Source organism: Rothia sp. HMSC069C03, assembly GCF_001811075.1.
GTDB classification, from domain to species: domain Bacteria; phylum Actinomycetota; class Actinomycetes; order Actinomycetales; family Micrococcaceae; genus Rothia; species Rothia mucilaginosa.
This window is the reverse complement of record NZ_KZ627135.1, coordinates 419190-439370: the sequence shown is the minus strand read 5'-3', so window position 1 is coordinate 439370 and position 20181 is coordinate 419190. Positions and strand designations below refer to the sequence as shown.

Here is a 20181-nt window from a genome sequence, read left to right as displayed (position 1 = left end):
CTTTCCTGTCAGCACTGCGCTGCATGCGCCCGCGCCAAGCTGCGCACCTATTTCACACACCAACCGCACACTACCCACGCTTTCAAACCGCACCTCAAGGAGAACCATGAGCGCCCCCATCTTCTACATCAGCACGGAAGAATACGACGCACTCACCCCCGGCGCCACCTGCGCGCTCAGCGGCTCCGAAGGCAAGCACGCCCTCGTCAAGCGCCTTGAGCTCGGCGAACGCATCGACCTGGGTGACGGCACCGGCCGCCGCGCACTCGGTACGGTCGCCTCCATTAACGCGGACGGCGTGAGCGTGCAGGTGCAGGAGCTACGCGAGGAACGCAGCGTGCCCTCCATCTACCTGGTGCAGGCCCTCGCGAAGGACGGCCGCGACCTGCTCGCCATCGAAACCGCCACCGAGCTGGGCGTGTACGGTGTGCTTCCGTGGAGCGCGGACCGCTCCATCGTGCGTTGGAAGGGGGAGCGCGCCTCCAAGGCACACACCAAGTGGCAGAACACCGTCACCGCCGCCGCGAAGCAGTCGCGCCGCGCGCTCATTCCCGAAGTGTACGACCTGTACAGCACCGCCGACCTGGTCGAACTCATTGAAGAAGTTGCCGGGGAGGGTTCTGAGCAGTCCGCCGCCGTGTTCATCCTGCATGAGCAGGCGACCGAACGCCTCAGCGCCCTGGCGCGCAAGCTTGTAGAGGCAGAGAACCTGCCCGAAGAAATCTACCTGCTCGTCGGCCCCGAAGGCGGCATCAGCGACCGCGAAGTGCAGCTCTTCACCGACGCTGGCGCGCAGCTGGCACTACTCGGTGACGAGGTGCTACGTTCCTCCACCGCCGGCTCTGCCGCCATGTGCACCCTGAACGTGGTGCTGGGCCGCTGGTAGAGCGCCCGCTACTGGATTTCCTCCGGTAGCACCCCTCTGCTAGAACCCAGCTGACAGGCATCCACCGGGGCGTGGTGCATCACGCGCATCTATACTTGTAAATACATCACTAGCCAAGGAGCCCATATGACTACCTCCCGACCTCTCTCGACCGCGCGCACCGTATCCTTCAAGAGCGCCGCAGAAATGATCGCCGTGCTCGGCCCGCAGGACGCGCACCTGGCAATTATCGAGGACTACTTCGAGCAGATTAGCCTGCGCCCCAAGGACCTGGACGTACTCATCACCGGCCCTTCCGAGGCCGTCAATACCGCCGCAAAGCTACTGAACGAACTGCGCGTGCTCTCCAGCCACGACACGCAGATTACCGTGCAGGTTATTCACCGCCTCATGGGCATGCTCGGTGACGAACTGAGCAACCCGGCGCACTCGCTGTCCGCCAGCATCCTCTCCACCCGCGGCACCACGATTCGCCCCAAGACTATTAACCAGAAGAAGTACGTGGACGCTATCGACGCGAACACCGTCATCTTCGGCATCGGCCCGGCGGGTACCGGTAAGACCTACCTCGCCATGGCGAAGGCTGTGCAGGCGCTGCAGAGCCACGAAGTGAACCGCATTATCCTCACCCGCCCCGCCGTGGAGGCTGGCGAGCGTCTGGGATTCTTACCCGGCACCCTCAACGAGAAGATCGACCCGTACCTGCGCCCGCTCTACGACGCACTGCACGACATGCTCGAACCCGAAACCATCCCCAAGCTCATGGAGGCGGGCACCATTGAGGTCGCACCGCTGGCGTACATGCGTGGCCGCACCCTCAATGATGCGTTCATCATCCTTGACGAGGCGCAGAACACCACCGCCGAGCAGATGAAAATGTTCCTGACCCGACTAGGCTTCGGCTCGAAGATGGTCATTACCGGTGACATCACCCAGATCGACCTGCCCGGTGGAGCGGCATCCGGTCTGAAGCAGGTGCGCAACATTCTGCAGGGCGTGGAGGATATTCACTTCAGCATCCTGGAATCCTCCGACGTGGTTCGTCACACCCTGGTGTCGAACATTGTGTCCGCCTACGACCAGTGGGGCGAAGACCAGAAGGCAATGGAACGCAAGCGCAACCGCAAGGTCAAGCGCGCCACCATCGAGGCCGCAGCAGAGAAACTACTGGACCGCGCAGGCATCAACGGCGGCTCCGAAAAAAACGCCGAGCAGAACCCCAACAACGCACAGACCACCCCGGAAGGACGCTAAACGGTGGCAGAGATCGAATTCGACTGTGAAGAACCCGCAACCGGTGCCGACCCGGTAACCGACGCCTTCATCCGCGAATCTTTCGAAGCGGTAGACACCGAGGTGCTCACCCGCCTCGTCGAGCACGCCTTCAAACGCATGCACCTTGCCGATGACACCTACCTGTCCATCGCCATCGTGAACGAAGACGAAATGGAGCGCGTGCACATCGAATGGATGGACCTGCCCGGCGCAACCGACGTGATGAGCTTCCCCATGGACGAGCTGGAACCGGGAACCCCCGAAAACCCCTCCAGCGGCATGCTCGGCGACATCATCCTCTGCCCGCCCGTCGCCGCACGTCAGGGCGCAGACGCGGGCCACAGCACCCTCGATGAGCTGTGCCTGCTCACCACCCACGGCATTCTGCACTGCCTCGGCTACGACCACGGCACCGCCGAAGAGGAAGCTGAAATGTTCGGCATTCAGCGCTCCATCCTCGAAGAGTTCCTGGGCCGCCCGGCACCGGTCGAAACCCGACACTAGGGGAGCGGCGTGGACATTCTACTCACAGCCCTCCTCGCCGTTCTCGCGCTCTGCCTGACCGTGGTCGCGGCAATCGCCGAAACCGCGTTCACCTACCTGCCGCACAACGAGGCTGAGGAAGCGGTGGAGGCACACCCGGACACCCTCGGCGCCCGCGTCCTGCAGCGCACCCTCGACGGTGACTCCGAGGCGTACACGCACCCGCTGCGCCTGACCCGCCTCATTGCGGCAGCCGCCGCGGTGCTCGCCACCATGACCTGTCTGCTAAGCCTGGTCGAGGTGCACGCGCTCGCCGTAGTGCTGACCCTCGTGATTGTTGCGCTGGTGGGCTACCCGATTCTGCATATGCTGGCGCGTGCTCTGGGACGTAACTGCCCGGTCGCGTCGATTCGTGTGCTGGCGCGCCCGGTGCACTACCTGTCGGTTCTGCTGAGCCCGGCGACCGGTCTGCTCGATAAGCTCAGTGTGCGCCTGGCGCCGGAACGTTCGGCTGAGGCCCCGGTGGGCGTGTTCGATGAGGAGGAGCTGCGCGAGTTCCTGGACCGCGCCTCCGACGCTGAAACCATTGAGGATGACGAGGCGCAGATGGTGCAGTCTGTCTTTGAGATGGACGATACCCGCATCCGTTCGCTCATGGTTCCGCGTACCGACATGCTCACCGCCAGCCGTGACACCCCTCTGCGTGAGGCGCTGAGCCTGTTCCTGCGTTCGGGTTATTCGCGTATGCCGGTGATTGGTGATTCGAGCGATGAGATTTTGGGCGTGCTCTACCTGAAGGACGCGATGCGCGCCTTCATCCTGCACGGTGAGGCTCCCGAAGGTACCGCCCTGCCGACCGTGGTTGAGCTGATGCGCCCGGCTCGTTTTGAGCCCGGGTCGAAGCGCGCCATGGACCTGCTGCGTGAGATGCAGCGCGAGTCCACGCACGTGGCGATTATTGTTGACGAGTACGGCGGCACCGCCGGTCTAATCACGCTTGAGGACCTAATCGAGGAGCTGGTCGGCGACATTTCTGATGAGTACGACCATGAGCGCCCCGATTACACGCTGAATGACGACGGCACGTTCCGTCTCTCTGCCCGTCTGGGTATTGATGAGCTGGGCGAGATTTTCGGTCGTGAACTCGACGATGAAGATGTTGATACGGTGGGCGGTCTGCTCGCTAAGCATCTGGGTATGGTGCCGATTGTTGGTTCTGAGATTGAGATTGACGGCATTCATATCCGTGCGATTGGTTCGTCGGGCCGCCGCCACCAGGTGGACATGTTGCAGGCGTGGTACGAGCCGCCTCGTGATGAGCAGGAGAGCGCTGAGGGTTCCTCGGAGCCTAATTCCGCGGAGGTTGCTGACGTCCTCACCGTGGATACGGAGCCGCCCGCTGTGACTGAGCCGCATGCGCATCCTGATCTTCCGGGAGATATTGCAGAGGCTGAACCGGCAACCAATCAGCACGGCAACCGCTAGATATCGAACATAGACGCCGCATTTTCCCTAACACACTTTGAGCCGGCCGCCCCGCCCCGGAAGGCGCAGGCAGATGAGGCTGGCACCCCATACACCCCGCACGGGGTTTGATAAGGAGAAACACAATGGACCAGGAGTACACCCCGCTCGATTTGAGCACTCTGGACTTGAGCACCCCGCTGCCGACCTACCCGGCGGATTTCCGTTCGGGCTTCGCGTCGCTGGTGGGCCGCCCGAATGCGGGTAAGTCTACTCTGACGAACGCTATGGTCGGTCAGAAGGTGGCTATCACCTCAAACCGTCCGCAGACGACCCGCCACACAATCCGCGGTATTGTGCACAAGGACGAGTACCAGCTGATTCTGGTGGACACCCCGGGTATTCACCGCCCCCGCACTCTGCTGGGTGAGCGTCTGAACGACCTGGTGGCAAGCACCCTTTCGCAGGTGGATGTGCTGGGCTTCTGCATTCCGGCGAATGAGAAGATCGGTCCGGGTGACCGTTACATTGCGTCGCAGCTGGTGGCGTCGAGCAATAAGCCGGTGGTTGCTATTGTGACGAAGGCTGACACTGTGAGCTCTGAGGAGCTGCGTGAGCAGCTGCTGGCTGTTGAGGCGCTCGGCGAAGAGGTTATGAGCGCTGAGCGTGCGGCTCGTGCTAAGCGTGCCGAGCATCGTGCGAAGCAGAAGGGTAAGGGCCCCAAGGGTAAGGGCGGCAAGAATGATGCTGTGCCTTTCGCGAAGGGTTCGGGCCCTGCGGCTACGCGCCGCGCCGGTGAGGTTGCTGAGCCGATGCCGGTTGACGGTAAGGGTGGCTGGGCTGCGATTATCCCGGTGTCTGCTGTGAAGCATTTCCAGGTGGATGCGGTTGCTGACCTGCTGGCGCAGTACACTCCGCTGTCGCCGCCGCTGTACCCGGAGGGTGAGCTGACCGATGAGCCGGAAGCAACCCTCATCGCGGAGCTGGTGCGTGAGGCTGCTCTGGAGGGTGCGCGTGAGGAGCTACCCCACTCGATTGCTGTGACGGTTGAGGAGATGGAGTTCCGTGAGGGCCGCCCGGCGGATAACCCGCTGCTGGATGTGCACGTGAACCTATATGTGGAGCGTGAGTCGCAGAAATACATCATTATCGGTAAGGGCGGCTCGAATCTGCGCAAGATTGGTACGAAGGCTCGTGAGCAGATTGAGGCGCTGCTCGGTACCCGCATTTATTTGAATATTCATGTGAAGGTTGCGAAGGAATGGCAGTCTGACGCGCGTGCGTTGAACCGCCTGGGATTCTAGTAGCTTTCCTACTCATTCGGCGCTCATAGGGAAGAGTGTTACTCTGAGAAAGCACTTGCTCACCGGCAGAAAGAGAAAAGGTATGCCCCAGGCACCTCGTTTACGAAGCACCGGTCGTCATATGCGCACGACGGTGATGACTTCAAACCGCAATAAGTGGATTGCTCTGCTTACTGCTTGCATGCTCGTCATTGTTGTTGGCTTTGGTGGCGTGTTGGCTCTGCGTATGCGCAATAATCTGCATACTCAGGAGCTGAACATCAGCAATTACAAGAACGGCCTGGAGAACGGCGCCTTGGACATTCTCGTGATTGGCTCCGATACCCGTAAGGGTAATAACGGTGCGTACGGTGATGAGGATGACCGCAATTCTGAGGCTCGCGCGGACGTGATGATGCTGCTGCAGATCAGCAAGGACCGTAAGAACGTGAGCGTGCTGTCGTTCCCGCGTGACCTGATGGTTGATGTGCCGCAGTGTACTGATCCTGAGAGCGGCACCGTGTACCCGGCTGAGGAGAACGTTCAGATTAACGAGTCTCTGTCTCGCGGTGGCCCCGGTTGTACTGTGGCAACCATTAGCAAGCTGACCGGTGTGAATATTGACCACTTCATGTTGGTGGACTTTAACGCTGTGAAGGAGCTGTCGAAGGTTGTTGGCGGCGTTCAGGTGTGTGTGGACGCTCCGATTGATGACGAGTACAGTGGCTTGAAGCTTCCTGCCGGTACTTCTTCGGTTGAAGGTGAGCAGGCTCTTGCGTTCTTGCGTAGCCGCCACGGCTTCTCGGATGGTTCCGATATTGGTCGTATTCAGGCTCAGCAGGGCTTCTTGTCTTCGCTGTTGCGTAAGGTGAAGAGCGAGGGTACTCTGTCGAATCCGAGCCGTCTGATTAACATTGCTGAGGCGATTACTCAGAACGTGACGGTGGATAAGAACCTGGGTAATATCAGCACTCTGGTGGGTGTTGGTGCGGCTCTTGGTGGCGTGGATCTGTCGAATGTTGTGTTTGCGACCGTGCCGACTGAGCCGTGGAGCCAGGATGAGAACCGCCTGCAGGTTTCTGCGGATGCTGCGAACGTGTTCCAGCGTCTGCGTGACGATAAGTCGCTGAAGGAAGAGAAGGCTCCGGAGGCACCGGCTACTGCTGCCGCTCCGGTTCAGCTGGACCGTACGGTTCCGGTGAACGTGTACAACGCGACCGGTCTGGATGGTCGCTCGGCTACAATCGCTTCGGTGATTGAGGGCCTGGGCTACACGAATGTTACTCCCGGTACTTCGGCTAACCCGACGAACTTCACCACGGTGTTCTACTCGACCGGTTATGAGGCGGAGGCGAAGGAAATCGCCGCAAAACTGAACGTAACCCGCGTGGTGGCGACTGAAGAGGTTCTGGGAGTGTCGGTGACGATTGGTACTGACTTCCCGTCCGGTGATGCGATGGAGAAGCAGGAGGCTGCGATTGCGGGTAACGCGACCGGTCAGACTGCTGATCAGCACAAGTGCCAGACTGCTTTCGCCTACTAGGTTGTAGCTAGGGCATAGCGCAGATGCGTGAATTTTGAATAAGGGGGCGTAGCGCCAGAAATGGTGGCTGCGCCCCTTTGCCGTTAATTCTTTCCAGATGATGGACGGCTTCCCGGGTGCCCTGCCGCCGCTTCCGACCCCTGTGATAGCGTGGAGGCATGACTATTGACGGTGAGAGTATGCGCGGGGTTACCCGCCAGGCAGTGAACCTGCTGCTTATTCGCCGGAACGGGGCACGCTAGAATCTGCCGCAACCGTTCCGGCTTTTTGACGCGGCATCTCACCTTTGCATCCTTTCTGATGCACCGCCTTGACCACGGCTGCCGGGGACCGATACCCGGCACGGTACGAGCCCCACATTTGGGGTAGAGCGAGACGGACCAACCAACAGGAAATTCATCATGAAAAACCACCAGAAGCCCAGCCCCATGCCGGTACACAAGTACCGCCCTTTCCGCGAGCAGATTGTTGTTGACCTGCCGGACCGCACTTGGCCGGATAAGGTCATTGAGAAGGCTCCGCGCTGGTGCGCAGTGGATCTGCGTGACGGCAACCAGGCGCTGATTGACCCCATGGACACCGACCGTAAGCTTGCGATGTTCAAGCTGCTGGTGAAGATGGGTTACAAGGAAATTGAGGTTGGTTTCCCTTCGGCGTCGCAGACTGACTTTGATTTTGTGCGCACTCTCGTTGAGGACGGCCACATTCCTTCGGACGTGACCATTCAGGTTCTGGTGCAGGCGCGTGAGCACCTGATTGCCCGCACTTTTGAGGCGATTGAGGGCGCACCGCAGGCGATTGTGCACTTCTACAACTCGACCTCCGTTCTGCAGCGTCGCGTGGTGTTCAACCAGGACCAGGAGGGCGTGCTGGATATCGCCCTGCAGGGTGCGCGCCTGTGCCGCAAGTACGAAGAGCAGATGATCTCCGATACTAAGGTCATCTACGAGTACTCGCCCGAGTCCTTCACCGGCACCGAGCTGGAGTACGCGGCTCGCGTGGTGAACGCTGTGGCTGAGGAACTGGAGGTCGGTCAGAACGGCCGCGAGCTGATTGTGAACCTGCCCGCTACCGTTGAGATGGCTACCCCGAACGTGTACGCCGACTCTGTCGAGTGGATGGACCGCAACCTGAACCACCGCGAGCACATTGTGCTGTCGCTGCACCCGCATAATGACCGCGGTACCGGCGTGGCTGCTGCTGAGCTGGGTTACCTGGCGGGCGCTGACCGTATTGAGGGTTGCCTCTTCGGTAATGGCGAGCGCACCGGTAACGTTGACCTGGTGACGTTGGGTCTGAACATGTACACCCAGGGTATTGATCCGCAGATTGATTTCTCTGATATTGACGGTATCCGTAAGACTGTTGAGTACTGCAACCAGTTGAAGGTGCACGAGCGTTCGCCGTATGGTGGCGACCTGGTGTTCACTGCGTTCTCTGGTTCTCACCAGGACGCTATTAAGAAGGGCTTTGAGGCTCTGGAGCGTACCGCTGCTGAGGCGGGTAAGACTGTGGATGAGGTGTATTGGGAGGTTCCGTACCTGCCGATTGATCCTCGCGATTTGGGTCGTACCTATGAGGCGATTATTCGTGTGAACTCGCAGTCCGGTAAGGGTGGTATGGCGTACCTGCTGAAGCAGGATCACGGTCTGGACCTGCCGCGTCGTGCTCAGGTTGAGTTCTCGAAGATTGTTCAGGCTCGTACTGACGCTGAGGGCGGCGAGATGACCAGCCAGAAGCTGTGGAACATCTTCGCGGATGAGTATCTGCCGGCTCCGGATCCGCAGAACCGTTGGGGTAAGTATCGTATTGAGTCGATTAATATTGATTCGGCTGATACTGGTGCGACCACTCTGCGTGTTGGTCTGAATATTAATGGTCACACGTACACTCGTTCGGCTTCGGGTACCGGTCCGGTGGACGCTCTGCAGAACATCCTGTCGGGCGAGGGCGTGGATATTCGCGTGATGGATTACTCGGAGCACACCATGTCGTCTTCGTCGACTGCTAATGCTGCCTGCTATGTTGAGGCTGCTGTTGGTTCTCGCGTGCTGTGGGGTATTGGTGTGGACAGCTCGACGACTCGTGCAGCTTTGAAGGCGATGATTTCGGCTGTGAACCGTGCGCTGCGTGATGAGCGTCAGGCGTAGGCGATAGCCGTACATGCTTTGTGCAAGGTTTGCGGGTGACCGCTGGCTGATGACCGTTGACCGTGCATGATGTGGGGGCGGGATGCATACTGGGAGTATGTATCCCGCCCTTATGCGTTTAATGTGCGCCGTCCCGGTGAGCATCGTGGTGAGGAGGAGAGCTTCAGCGCCTGGGCTTTGGCTAATCGTCAGCAGCCGCTGGATCGTAAGCTTGCTCTTGTGGGGTGGGTTCCGACGATGACCCGAATGCCGGTAAGGCCCCGAGTGATGTGTTTGAGAATGTTGACCCGCAGACTGGTTATCTGAGTCCTTTCGATTGGGACACGGAGGATTTTGCGTGGTTTGAGTGGGCAAAGCCGCTGATTGTGGTGGGTACTCACCTGGGCGGCACTCATTTTTATGCGCAGAGCCTGCCGGATGGTCTGACGGCTCGTTATATTGAGTTTGATGTGCTGAATTTTGGGTGCGGTAGCGCTGTTTTTGATTTTGAGACTGGTGTTTTTGACTGGTCGTGCGGCTAGTACGCTTGCGCCGGAGAACGCGCCGTTGACGCACCTTCGACGCGCCGGAGAGCGCCCATTTGAGGTGTTTGCGCGGCCTCCTTGAACCGTGCATGAGCCATGGATAAGCCCCGGACGCACCGCGGTATACCTCCTGAAACGGCACCCTGAGCGTTTCACAGTGTGGACGGGGCGGTTTGCGGAAGTTCCACATCACCTTCGGCGAACCGCCCCGGGTGGGTGCGCCTCCTGTATCCTTGAATGCGTGGAATGGATTCAAGCAATTATTTTGGGCTTCGTTCAGGGCCTTACCGAATTTCTGCCGATTTCATCATCGGCGCATCTGAACATTGTTGGTCAGATCCTGCCGGAGAGGGCTGACCCGGGCGCCGCGTTTACCGCAATCACCCAGCTGGGTACTGAGACTGCGGTTCTGATTTTCTTCTGGCGCGATCTTGTTCGCATCCTGAAGTCCTGGTTCGGATCCTTGACCGGCCGCGTACCGCGCAACGACCCGGATGCCCGCATGGGTTGGCTGATTATTCTCGGCTCCCTGCCCATCGGTATTCTGGGCCTGCTGCTGGAAGACTACATTGACACCCAGTTCCGCAGCCTGTGGGTTGTGGCGACCATGCTGATTGTCTTTGCGGTGTTCCTGGGTCTTGCGGACCGTTTTGGTCGTGAGCAGCGTGAGCTGAAGGACCTGACTTTCCGTCACGGTATTCTGTACGGTTTCGCGCAGGCGCTGGCACTGATCCCGGGTGTTTCCCGTTCGGGCGGTACGATTACTGCGGGTCTGTTCATGGGTTACACCCGTGAGGCTGCGGCTCGTTACTCGTTCCTTCTGGCTCTGCCGGCAGTGTTCATGTCTGGTCTGTACAAGACTTTCAAGGTGTTCACTGGTGCTGAGGCGACCGGCTACTACGGTATCCCCTCGACTATCGTGGCGACTTTGGTCGCGTTCGTGGTGGGTTACCTGATGATCGGCTGGTTCTTGAAGTACGTGTCTTCGAAGTCCTACGGCGTTTTCATTTGGTACCGCATTGCGCTCGGTATCCTGATTTTCGTTGGTCTGGGCACTGGCGTTCTGAACGCTACTTCTTCGGCGTTCTAAGGCTTTAGCCCTCAGCGTGATATGACATACCCGCCCGTGAGAAACTCACGAGCGGGTATTCTTATTGGAGTAGATTTTTTGGCACCCGCATGCCTTGAGGTTGGGCAGCGGGTGTGGCGCGTCCACCGGTTGTGGGCGTTTTTACGGAAAGGAAACCCATGCGAGCTTGGGATGCCCCCGCCTCTGTGACTCTGCCCGGTCAGGCTGCGTTGCCGCGTATTTTTGATACTGCGGCTGGTGAGATTGTTCAGGTTCAGGAGGATAAGGCGGCGAGCCTGTACGTTTGCGGTATCACCCCGTACGACGCGACGCATATGGGTCACGCCTCCACCTATGTTGCTTTTGACTTGCTGCACCGCGCCTGGCTGGATGCGGGCGTGCCGGTGACGTACGTGCAGAACGTGACCGATGTGGACGACCCGCTGCTTGAGCGTGCGACCGCGACGAACGTTGATTGGCGTGAGCTGGCTGAGGATCAGACGGAACTGTTCCGCACCGACATGAAGGCGCTGAACGTGATTCCGCCGGCGCACTATGTGGGTGTGGTGGAATCCATTGAGTGGCTGTTCCCGCTGATTGAGGATTTGCTGCGCCGCGGCCTGGCGTACCGCGTGCCCGGTTTCACGGATGAGCAGGGTGTGGTGCATCCTGACGGTGACGTGTACCTGGATTTGAAGGCTGTGCGTGAGCTGCCCGCGAATGCCGAGGGCTACTCATGGGCACCGGGCGAGGTCTGCCACTTGACCTGTGATGAGATGCTGGAGATTTTCGCTGAGCGCGGCGGCGACCCGAACCGGGCCGGTAAGCGTGACGCACTGGATCCGCTACTGTGGCGTGTTGAGCGTGAGGGCGAGCCGAGCTGGGATGCCGGCGAGCTGGGCGCGGGCCGCCCGGGCTGGCATATTGAGTGCACGATGATTGCCCGCCGTTTTGTGGATGGTTCGCTGACCGTTCAAGCAGGCGGTAACGACTTGACGTTCCCGCACCATGATTTGGGTGCGGGCCATTCGTGGGCTGTGTCTGCACGCCCGCACGCGAAGCATTACGCGCACACCGGCATGGTCGGTTTGGACGGCCACAAGATGAGTAAGTCCCGCGGTAACCTGGTGCTGGTTTCGCGTCTGCGTGCGGCCGGTGAGGATGCGAACGCGGTGCGTCTGGCGATTATGGGTCAGCATTACCGTTCGGATTGGTTCTGGACTGATGAGCTGCTGGAGCACGCGAAGGCTCGCCTGGATACGTACCGTCATGCGGTGTCGGTGGCTGAGGGCCGTGAAGGTTCCGAAGGTGTCACCGATGAGGCGGCTGTTGAGCTGCTGACCACTGTGCGTGAGGCACTTGGCGAGGACCTGAACGCTCCGGCGGCGTTGGCGGCTGTGGATGCGTGGGCTGTGAAGGCTCTGGCGGACACCACCGTTGGCGGTGGCGCGCTGGTGCGTGACATCCTGGCGGCACGCCTGGGCGTGGTCCTCTAGGGATAACACCCCACGAAACGTTGAAGCGCAGGAGCGGCGCTACGGTGTGAAAGCCGTGGCTGCCGCCCTGCGCTTTTCTGCGCCTTCAATACACTTTTACATTTCAACCGTATTGAAAATACAACCTACAGGGTTTATTCTTGGAGTATGTGGAACATCGACTTCCGGTATATTCAATCCTGGCTTCAAGAGCTAAGTGACGATGACTACGAGCAGGTAGTTGCCTCTCTTCAGGTTCTTGAAAGGGAAGGTCCTGCTCTTGGCAGGCCCCTGGTTGACAACATCAAATATTCAACTATTAAAAATCTCAAGGAGCTCAGGCCAGGCTCCTCAGGTCAAAGTAAAATACGCATACTTTTTGTGTTTGATCCCCGAAGGCAAGCCGTTATGCTCGTTGCGGGAGATAAGTCGGGAAACTGGAATAAGTGGTACCGCACGAACGTTCCTCGTGCTGAACAAATCTACAAAGAGCATCTACGTAATTTATAAGACTGCATGGTCTTACCCACACACAACACCATTTGGAAGGAGGACGAAAAATGACTACATCAGTAATGGACGAACTGTACGCTCTTCGTCCCTACAACCGTGAAGCTGTTGACGCGCTCGCCGAAGAGATGATTGCAGAAGTACGTGCATATCGACTCCGTGAACTTCGAGAGCAGGCTCAGATGACTCAGCAAAATATTGCTGCTGAGCTGAATGTCTCTCAGAACAGCGTGTCCAAGTTGGAACGAGGCGACCTTGATAAGACTCAAATCAGCACTCTTAAGCGCTACATTGAGGCACTCGGTGGCAAACTGAGTATCGAGGCAAATTTTGGAGATACCTCATATCGTCTTGCATAGATAGTAAAAAGCGCGGGGAGTAGTACCACGGTGATAATCGTGAGCACTACCCTCGTGCTTTTTGATACCTGCGTTCTCCACTGTATCCAGAGCTGACCGCACAAGAAACCAGCCACCCGCATTATCACGCTTGCGGGGTAATGCACCACAGCCGATTTGCAGACTCCGCTAAAATAGAAAAGGACTTTTTCCGTCCAGAGTTCGCCGCAAAGCGCGAACAGCACAGACTGACCCAAACCCGAGGAGAATCACCCCGTGAGCAGCGGCACCCACACCCCCACCGGCGCAATCAACCGCCGCGGCCCCTTCCGCCCCGGCGAGCGCGTCCAAATCACTGACGAACGCGGCCGCATCACCACCATCACCCTCGCCGAAGGCGGCGAATACCACTCCCACAAGGGCTTCCTCAAGCACGACGACCTCATCGGCGCACCCGAAGGCACCGTCATCCCCAACACTCACGGCATTCTCTACCAGGCGCTGCGCCCCCTCTACAAGGACTTCGTGCTCTCCATGCCGCGCGGCGCAGCTGTCGTCTACCCCAAGGACGCCGCCCAGATTATCGTCAAGGCAGACATCTTCCCCGGCGCACGCGTCGTCGAGGCCGGCGTCGGCTCCGGTGCGCTGTCCATCGCGCTGCTGCGTGCAGTCGGCGACTACGGTTGCGTGCACTCCTTCGAACGTCGTGAAGAGTTCGCAGACGTCGCCCGCGGCAACATCGAGACCATGTTCGGCGGACCCCACCCGGCGTGGAAGCTGAGCATCGGCGACCTGCAGGACACCCTGCCGCAGGTTGAAGAGCCCGGCAGCGTCGACCGCGTCGTACTCGACATGCTCGCACCCTGGGAATGCCTGGACGCTGTTGCGGAGGCGCTCGCACCCGGCGGCGTGCTCATCTGCTACGTTGCGACCGTAACCCAGATGTCCCGCCTGGTTGAGGGCATGCGCCTGGACGGCCGCTTCACCGAACCCGAATGTGACGAAACCATTGTGCGCGGCTGGCACGTGGAGGGCCTGGCGGTCCGCCCCGACCACCGCATGGTTGCACACACCGCGTTCCTGGTCGTGGCTCGTCGCCTGGCTGACGGTGCGGTGCGCCTGGCACCGAAGCGTCGCGCATCCAAGACTGACTTCTCTGAAGAGGATATGAACGCGTGGATTCCCATGAACGTGGGTGAGCGTGAGGTGACCGATAAGAAGATTCGCCGCGCAGCCCGCGATGCGAAGAATCTTGCCGCTCACGCCGCACGTGCGAACGAGATTGCGCTGGAACAAAACGGTACCGCGCAAAACGCCATGGATTCTGAGCAGAACAACGGCGCAGCCGCTGAAACTGACTCTGCGGCGACTGAGTCTGCTGAATAATTTGAATCACCTTTGACCTGCGGGGGCACGGGCGTTGCCTGGAGCCCCCGCAGTGCACTCACCAGGCTACTCACTGTGCCCGATACCCACCGAGTAGCCGTCGATTAGGACGAACAGCTAAAGGAGCTACCGTGTCCACCCACGAATCTGCAGATCAGGCAGGAACCCCCCAGTACGGCACCGCCCACAGTGCAGCCAGCGCGGCACCGCACTACTCGGCTGCTTTCGGGTCGACCTCCCTGCCCGGCAGTCAGCCCGTCAGCGCGCAGGAGTATGACGCCGTGTTGCGTCGACTCTCTGCGGCGGAGGCAACCCGCGACAATATGAGCCGACAGATTCGTGGTGCGGGGGAGAAGAACCGCAAGCTCGTTGAGGCAATCACCAGCATGCGCTACCAGGTGGAGCGTCTGCGCGCGTCCCTGTCGCAGAATGTTATGCCGCCGCTGAATTCGGCGATTGTGCTGGCGGTGCATGAGGGTCAGACCATGACCTACGAGCAGGTTGCGGACGATAAGACTCCCGCCGAGATTGATACCTACCTGGATGTTCAGGTGAGCGGCCGTATGATGCGTATTCCCGTGTCCCCGCTTATTGACCTGTCTACGCTGACCCCCGGCATGACCGTGCTGCTCAACGACAAGACGGAGGCGGTGCTCGCTCTGGACACCGAACCTTTCGGTGATGTGGTGACCGTGCGCGAGGTGCTGGATGAGCAGCGCGTGCTGGTTGATACGTCCTCGGGTGCTCAGCAGGTGGCGCGTGTGGCTGGTTCCCTCGACATTGAGCAGCTGCGCACCGGTGACGCGGTCACCCTTGACACGCGTACCCGCATGCTGACCTCGCAGGTTCCCGCCTCCCGCTCGCAGGAGCTGGTTCTGGAAGAGATCCCGGACGTCACCTACGAGCAGATTGGTGGCCTGGGCGCGCAGATTGAGCAGATTCGCGACGCGGTGGAGCTGCCGTACCTGCACCCCGAGATTTTTGAGCGCTACCACCTGGCGCCGCCCAAGGGCATTCTGTTGTACGGTCCTCCCGGTAACGGTAAGACCATGATTGCTAAGGCTGTGGCGAACTCCCTGGCGGCTCGTGCGGCTGCGCTGAACCCGGGTTCGGCTACTCGCGGCTACTTCTTGAACATTAAGGGCCCCGAGCTACTCGATAAGTTCGTTGGTGAGACGGAGCGCCAGATTCGCGATATTTTTGTTGCCGCCCGTGAGAAGGCGGAGGCGGGCCACCCGGTTGTCGTGTTCTTCGACGAGATGGAGTCGCTGTTCCGTATGCGCGGTTCGGGTCGTTCCTCCGATATTGAGACGACCATCGTGCCGCAGCTGCTTGCCGAAATTGACGGTGTGGAGTCGTTGCAGAACGTCATCGTTATTGGTGCGACCAACCGTGAAGACTTGATAGATGCCGCGGTGATGCGCCCGGGCCGACTCGACCTGAAAATCCGTATTAACCGCCCGGATGCCGCCGGTGCGGCAGAGATTTTCGGTCTGTACCTGACCGAGGACCTGCCCCTGGACGCTGCGGAGGTGGCAGCCGCCGGTTCGACCCGCGCCGCCCTGACCGCGATGATTGCGGCGGCGGCAGGTCAGCTGTACGCGCGCACCCCCTCCACGGCGTACGCTGTGGCGACCGTGGATTCTTCCATGGTCGTTGGTTCTGGCGCGAGCGCGAACCTGTCCACTCACACGCTGTACCGTGGCGATTTTGCTTCGGGTGCGGTGATTCGCAATATTGTGGACCGCGCGAAGAAGGCCGCGATTAAGGAGCAGCTGCAGGCGTTGACCACCGGTGCGGACGCTTCGAGTGTGGGTATTGGTACCCGCCACCTGCTGGAGGCGGTACGCGCCGAGTTTGAGGACCAGGTGGACTTGCCGCCGCTGCCCGATATTGAGGATGCGCTCACCGTTGCCGGTGTGCGTGGCCGCCTGGTGTCGGTGGAGCCGCCGCGCTAAGCTGCGCGCCCACTTAACTGTGCGCTCAGCCCACACCCCGCGCTTATCTCGCATTAATCCAGCATTACCGCAGGTCCAAAGCCTTTAGATGGTATAGATTTTTTCAGGAGAGCCCCATGAACTCCACCCCCAGCTACGGCGTGCACCGCATTATGGGTGCAGAAACCGAGTACGGCGTCATTGCCCCCTCCGCGCCGGGCACCAATCCGACCGTGCTGTCGGCACTGGTGGTCAACACCTACGCCAAGTTGGCGTTCCGCCGCGGCGCCGCCTTCCGCGAACAGCTGCAGCGCCGCGCCCTGGCGGATGAGCTGACCGCCGAGCAGGCACGCCAGGCGGAGAACTACTCAACCGCCACCCCCGAGGGTCAGTGGCTGGGGGAGTCTGAGTCGCCGCTGCGTGATGCGTTCGGTCAGGTTCAGGACGCCTCCACCGCCCACTCAAGCCAGATGACGCACACTCGCACCGAGCTGACCAGCGAAGATATCGCCCTGGAGATTATGCGTGAGGCGGGCGTTCAGGCACCGGGTGAACCCGCCGAGCGGCGTAGCGCCCTGGATGCGCTCGCCGGTGTGCACGGTCGCGGTGGTTTCCCGGAGCGTCTGGATTGGGACCGCGTGACCATGAATGCGATTCTGCCCAATGGGGCGCGCCTGTATGTGGATCACGCGCATCCGGAGTATTCGTCGCCGGAGGTTCTGACCCCCGCCGACGCGGTGCTCTATGACGCTGCCGGTGACGCGCTGGCGTACGAGTCGCTGGTGGAGCTGGGTAACCACGGGCAGGATTTGCCGCAGGTGAAGCTGTACAAGAACAACACCGACTCGAAGGGCCAGTCGTACGGCGCCCACGAAAACTACCTGATTAGCCGTGATGTTCCGTTTGAGCAGGTTGCGGATGCGCTCCTGCCGTTCTTTGCGACCCGCGCGATTTTTACGGGTGCGGGCCGTGTGGGTATTGGTACGCACGGTGAGGTTCCGGGTTTTCAGATTAGTTCGCGTGCTGATTTCTTTGAGCGCACGATTGGTCTGGAGACCACGATTCGCCGCCCGATTGTGAATACGCGCGATGAGCCGCATGCGGATGAGTCGAAGTATCGCCGCCTGCACGTGATTCCGGCGGATGCGAACATGTCGCACTATTCGAACCTGTTGAAGTTTGGTACGGCGGCGCTGGTGATGAACCTGATTGAGTCGCATAGTGAGCAGCACCCCGCGCTGCCGGGTGTGCGCCTGTCTGATCCGGTGGCGGCGATGCACGCGGTCAGCCACGATTTGTCGCTGTCGGTTCAGTTGCCATTGGCGCCGTCTTCGGCGACCCTGCCGAACCCGGTGTCCACGAGTGGTTCGGCGAGTGCCCTGCAGATTCAGCGCGCCTACTATGAGGCCTCCCGTGCGCATGAGGAGTCGAACCCGGCGGGTGTGGATGCTGCGACCGCGCAGATTCTTGACCTGTGGGGCGAGGTTCTGGACGCCCTGGAAACCAACCCGCTCTCGCTGGCGGATCGTCTGGATTGGGTGGCGAAGTATGCGCTGGTGCGCGGTTATGTCGCTCAGGGCGTAGATTATGCGAATCCGAAGTTGAAGGCTTTGGATTTGCAGTACGCTGATATTGACCCGTCGAAGAGCCTGTATCACCGTCTGGTGTCCCGTGGCCGCATGCGCACGCTGTTCTCTGCGGAGCAGATTGAGCGTGCGACGACTGAGCCGCCGCGTGAGACGCGCGCGTTTTTGCGTGGCACGTTGATGGCGCGTTGGCCGGAGGAGATTCTGGGTATCAACTGGGATACGGTGTCCTGCCGTGGCAGGTATTCGAAGGATTTGACTCGTTTTACGATGATGGAGCCGACCCGGTACGGTGCCGCCGAGGTGGAGCCGCTGCTGGATGAGGTGAACCATTCGGATGAGCTACTGAACCGCCTGCGCTAGTGGCACCTCATCACCCCCTAAACCCACATAAACTCATATTCTTCCCCGGGGCGAATACCCCCATTCGGAAGAGTAAAAACCACATAACCCACAGGTAGGGTGCAGGAAGGTCCGGGTACCAAAACCTTTACACCCCGCACCCGACCCCACCAAAAACTTATTTGTCCACAACCGAAAACCCCTTGAGGAGAGAACCATGAGCCGCGAACGCATCAGCGCACAGCAGACCGAAACCACCGCAGCCGAGCAGGAGCAGGAACTGACCCTCGCCGCCTCCCACGTTGTCTCTGACGTGAGCGAGGTCGACGACCTGCTCGACGAAATCGACGGCCTGCTCGCTGAGAACGCTGAAGACTTCGTCACCGGCTTCGTCCAGAAGGGCGGCGAGTAACCGGCGCACCTGCGCGCCGGGTCAGCATCATGGAACACCGTATTTTCGGCATTGAAAGCGAATTCGGGCTCAGCTACGTCCCGCACGGGCTCGGTCGGCTGAGCATCGAAGAGTCTGCCGCCGCCCTTTTCAAGCCCGTCCTGGATCAGTGGCGTTCAACGAACGTCTTCCTGCCCAACGGCGGTAGGCTCTACCTTGACGTGGGTTCGCACCCCGAGTACGCCTCCGCCGAATGCGGCAGCATTGACGAACTACTCGCGCAGGAACGCGCCGGTGAGCTGCTTTTTGCTGACCTGGCGCGTACCGCCCGCAAGCGCCTGCTCGCAGGTTCGGAGGGCCGCCCCCTCGACGGTGAACTGTACCTGTTCAAGAACAACGTGGATTCGGCGGGCAACTCGTACGGTAGCCACGAGAACTACCTGATCAGCCGCAAGTTGCAGTTCAACGATCTGATTAAGCAGCTTGTGCCGTTCCTGGTGACCCGCCAGATTCTGGTTGGTGCCGGTAAGACCCACCCGAACGGTGGCCCGGTGCCCGGTTCGACCGACCCGGCATCCAGCACGGGTGTGCCCTCGTACTCGTTCTCGCAGCGTGCCGACCATATTTGGGAGGCGGCATCCACCTCGACCTCCCGCGCTCGTCCGCTCATTAACACCCGCGACGAGCCGCACGCGGACGCTTCGAAGTTCCGCCGCATGCACGTCATTAATGGCGACTCGAACATGGCGGAGCCGACGACCCTGCTGAAGATTGCCAGCACCGACCTGGTGCTGCGCATGCTGGAGGACCGCTTCCCGGTCACGAGCCTGGATATTGTGTCTGTTCCGGCGGCTCTGCGCGCTATCAGCCACGACCTGACCGGCACCGCGACCTTCGAGACCACGGACGGTAAGCACTACACGGCGTTGAGCGTTCAGCGTCACTACCTGGATGCGGCACGCCAGTACGTGCAGCAGTACGGCGCGCACCACCACCACGTGGAATACGCCCTGGACCTGTGGCAACGCACCCTGGACGCTATCGAGTCCGGCGACTACAGCAGTATCGATACTGAGATTGACTGGGCGATTAAGAAGAAGCTCCTGGACGCGTACATTGCCCGCGCCCGCGCGGCTGGTCAGCCCGCCGATTATGCGAGCGCCCGCATCCGTCAGCTGGATTTGGCGTACCACGACATCGACCCTAAGCGTAGTGTTTTCCACGCGCTGGTTCGTCGCGGTGCGGTTAAGCGCATCCTGCCCGAGGGTGCCGCGGAGGCGGCGAAGACTCAGCCGCCGAACACTCGCGCTCTGCAGCGTTCGCGTTTCATTAATGCGGCGGTTGCGGCGGGGGAGCAGTTCACCGTTGATTGGGTGCACTTGAAGCTCAACGCGTACCCGCAGCACACGCTGGTGTGTAAGGACCCGTTCGCGACCGGCAGCGAGGAGCTGGAAGAGGTGCTGAGCCTGCTGGAGTCTAAGGCGCGTCAGCATCAGGAGGCGGCATTCCCGCCGCCCTGCTAAATAGCACTGCTAAAAC

General features: G+C 60.3%; 17 protein-coding genes. All 17 read left to right on the top strand.

Annotation, left to right across the window (positions count from 1 at the left end):
• Window positions 1–106 precede the first annotated feature (106 nt).
• The 17 genes from HMPREF2779_RS03860 to pafA all read left to right on the top strand — a co-directional run bounded on the left by HMPREF2779_RS03860 (window position 107) and on the right by pafA (window position 20165).
• Entirely contained in the window at window positions 107–886 is a 780-nt protein-coding gene (locus HMPREF2779_RS03860) for a 16S rRNA (uracil(1498)-N(3))-methyltransferase (protein ID WP_070686753.1), read from the top strand.
• A gap of 126 nt (window positions 887–1012) precedes the next feature.
• Complete coding sequence (locus HMPREF2779_RS03855; RefSeq protein WP_105360868.1) at window positions 1013–2140, top strand: PhoH family protein; 1128 nt, start codon at window positions 1013–1015, stop codon at window positions 2138–2140.
• Between the two features lie 3 nt (window positions 2141–2143).
• Window positions 2144–2665, top strand: a complete 522-nt coding sequence (gene ybeY / locus HMPREF2779_RS03850) for an rRNA maturation RNase YbeY (RefSeq protein ID WP_005508686.1) — start codon at window positions 2144–2146, stop codon at window positions 2663–2665.
• A 9-nt stretch (window positions 2666–2674) separates the two neighbouring features.
• Window positions 2675–4129: a hemolysin family protein gene (locus tag HMPREF2779_RS03845; protein ID WP_105360867.1), complete on the top strand. Its 1455-nt coding sequence runs from the start codon at window positions 2675–2677 to the stop codon at window positions 4127–4129.
• A 125-nt stretch (window positions 4130–4254) separates the two neighbouring features.
• Complete coding sequence (locus HMPREF2779_RS03840) at window positions 4255–5412, top strand: GTPase Era (RefSeq protein ID WP_199774552.1); 1158 nt, start codon at window positions 4255–4257, stop codon at window positions 5410–5412.
• An 82-nt stretch (window positions 5413–5494) separates the two neighbouring features.
• Window positions 5495–6934: an LCP family protein gene (locus tag HMPREF2779_RS03835; RefSeq protein ID WP_105360866.1), complete on the top strand. Its 1440-nt coding sequence runs from the start codon at window positions 5495–5497 to the stop codon at window positions 6932–6934.
• 401 nt (window positions 6935–7335) lie between these two features.
• Window positions 7336–9084 (top strand): 2-isopropylmalate synthase, encoded by a 1749-nt coding sequence (gene leuA / locus HMPREF2779_RS03830; protein ID WP_105360865.1) that lies wholly within the window; start codon window positions 7336–7338, stop codon window positions 9082–9084.
• 224 nt (window positions 9085–9308) lie between these two features.
• Window positions 9309–9605: a hypothetical protein gene (locus tag HMPREF2779_RS03825; protein ID WP_233992260.1), complete on the top strand. Its 297-nt coding sequence runs from the start codon at window positions 9309–9311 to the stop codon at window positions 9603–9605.
• A gap of 244 nt (window positions 9606–9849) precedes the next feature.
• On the top strand, window positions 9850–10698 hold the full coding sequence (locus HMPREF2779_RS03820; protein WP_070686765.1) for an undecaprenyl-diphosphate phosphatase: 849 nt from the start codon (window positions 9850–9852) through the stop codon (window positions 10696–10698).
• 158 nt (window positions 10699–10856) lie between these two features.
• Window positions 10857–12173 (top strand): cysteine--1-D-myo-inosityl 2-amino-2-deoxy-alpha-D-glucopyranoside ligase, encoded by a 1317-nt coding sequence (gene mshC, locus HMPREF2779_RS03815; protein ID WP_070686767.1) that lies wholly within the window; start codon window positions 10857–10859, stop codon window positions 12171–12173.
• A gap of 147 nt (window positions 12174–12320) precedes the next feature.
• Window positions 12321–12662, top strand: coding sequence for a type II toxin-antitoxin system RelE/ParE family toxin (locus HMPREF2779_RS03810; RefSeq protein WP_044142711.1), 342 nt, complete (start codon window positions 12321–12323; stop codon window positions 12660–12662).
• A gap of 50 nt (window positions 12663–12712) precedes the next feature.
• Window positions 12713–13021, top strand: a complete 309-nt coding sequence (locus HMPREF2779_RS03805) for a helix-turn-helix domain-containing protein (protein ID WP_105360864.1) — start codon at window positions 12713–12715, stop codon at window positions 13019–13021.
• A 255-nt stretch (window positions 13022–13276) separates the two neighbouring features.
• Window positions 13277–14386, top strand: a complete 1110-nt coding sequence (locus HMPREF2779_RS03800; RefSeq protein WP_070686773.1) for a tRNA (adenine-N1)-methyltransferase — start codon at window positions 13277–13279, stop codon at window positions 14384–14386.
• Window positions 14387–14517: 131 nt separating this feature from the next.
• Window positions 14518–16344: a proteasome ATPase gene (gene arc / locus HMPREF2779_RS03795; protein WP_105360863.1), complete on the top strand. Its 1827-nt coding sequence runs from the start codon at window positions 14518–14520 to the stop codon at window positions 16342–16344.
• Window positions 16345–16460: 116 nt separating this feature from the next.
• Entirely contained in the window at window positions 16461–18272 is a 1812-nt protein-coding gene (gene dop, locus HMPREF2779_RS03790; protein WP_105360862.1) for a depupylase/deamidase Dop, read from the top strand.
• 196 nt (window positions 18273–18468) lie between these two features.
• Complete coding sequence (locus HMPREF2779_RS03785; RefSeq protein ID WP_005506016.1) at window positions 18469–18663, top strand: ubiquitin-like protein Pup; 195 nt, start codon at window positions 18469–18471, stop codon at window positions 18661–18663.
• Between the two features lie 29 nt (window positions 18664–18692).
• The gene (gene pafA, locus HMPREF2779_RS03780) at window positions 18693–20165 is read left to right on the top strand and encodes a Pup--protein ligase (RefSeq protein WP_105360861.1); all 1473 of its coding nucleotides are present in this window, start codon (window positions 18693–18695) and stop codon (window positions 20163–20165) included.
• The last annotated feature ends 16 nt before the right edge of the window (window positions 20166–20181 follow it).

Coding starts and splice junctions, on each gene's coding strand:
- HMPREF2779_RS03810 (WP_044142711.1), top strand. CDS start 12,321: ATGTGGAACATCGACTTCCGGTATATTCAATCCTGGCTTCAAGAGCTA.
- HMPREF2779_RS03840 (WP_199774552.1), top strand. CDS start 4,255: ATGGACCAGGAGTACACCCCGCTCGATTTGAGCACTCTGGACTTGAGC.
- HMPREF2779_RS03835 (WP_105360866.1), top strand. CDS start 5,495: ATGCCCCAGGCACCTCGTTTACGAAGCACCGGTCGTCATATGCGCACG.
- HMPREF2779_RS03785 (WP_005506016.1), top strand. CDS start 18,469: ATGAGCCGCGAACGCATCAGCGCACAGCAGACCGAAACCACCGCAGCC.
- dop (WP_105360862.1), top strand. CDS start 16,461: ATGAACTCCACCCCCAGCTACGGCGTGCACCGCATTATGGGTGCAGAA.
- HMPREF2779_RS03855 (WP_105360868.1), top strand. CDS start 1,013: ATGACTACCTCCCGACCTCTCTCGACCGCGCGCACCGTATCCTTCAAG.
- pafA (WP_105360861.1), top strand. CDS start 18,693: ATGGAACACCGTATTTTCGGCATTGAAAGCGAATTCGGGCTCAGCTAC.
- HMPREF2779_RS03860 (WP_070686753.1), top strand. CDS start 107: ATGAGCGCCCCCATCTTCTACATCAGCACGGAAGAATACGACGCACTC.
- HMPREF2779_RS03805 (WP_105360864.1), top strand. CDS start 12,713: ATGACTACATCAGTAATGGACGAACTGTACGCTCTTCGTCCCTACAAC.
- leuA (WP_105360865.1), top strand. CDS start 7,336: ATGAAAAACCACCAGAAGCCCAGCCCCATGCCGGTACACAAGTACCGC.
- mshC (WP_070686767.1), top strand. CDS start 10,857: ATGCGAGCTTGGGATGCCCCCGCCTCTGTGACTCTGCCCGGTCAGGCT.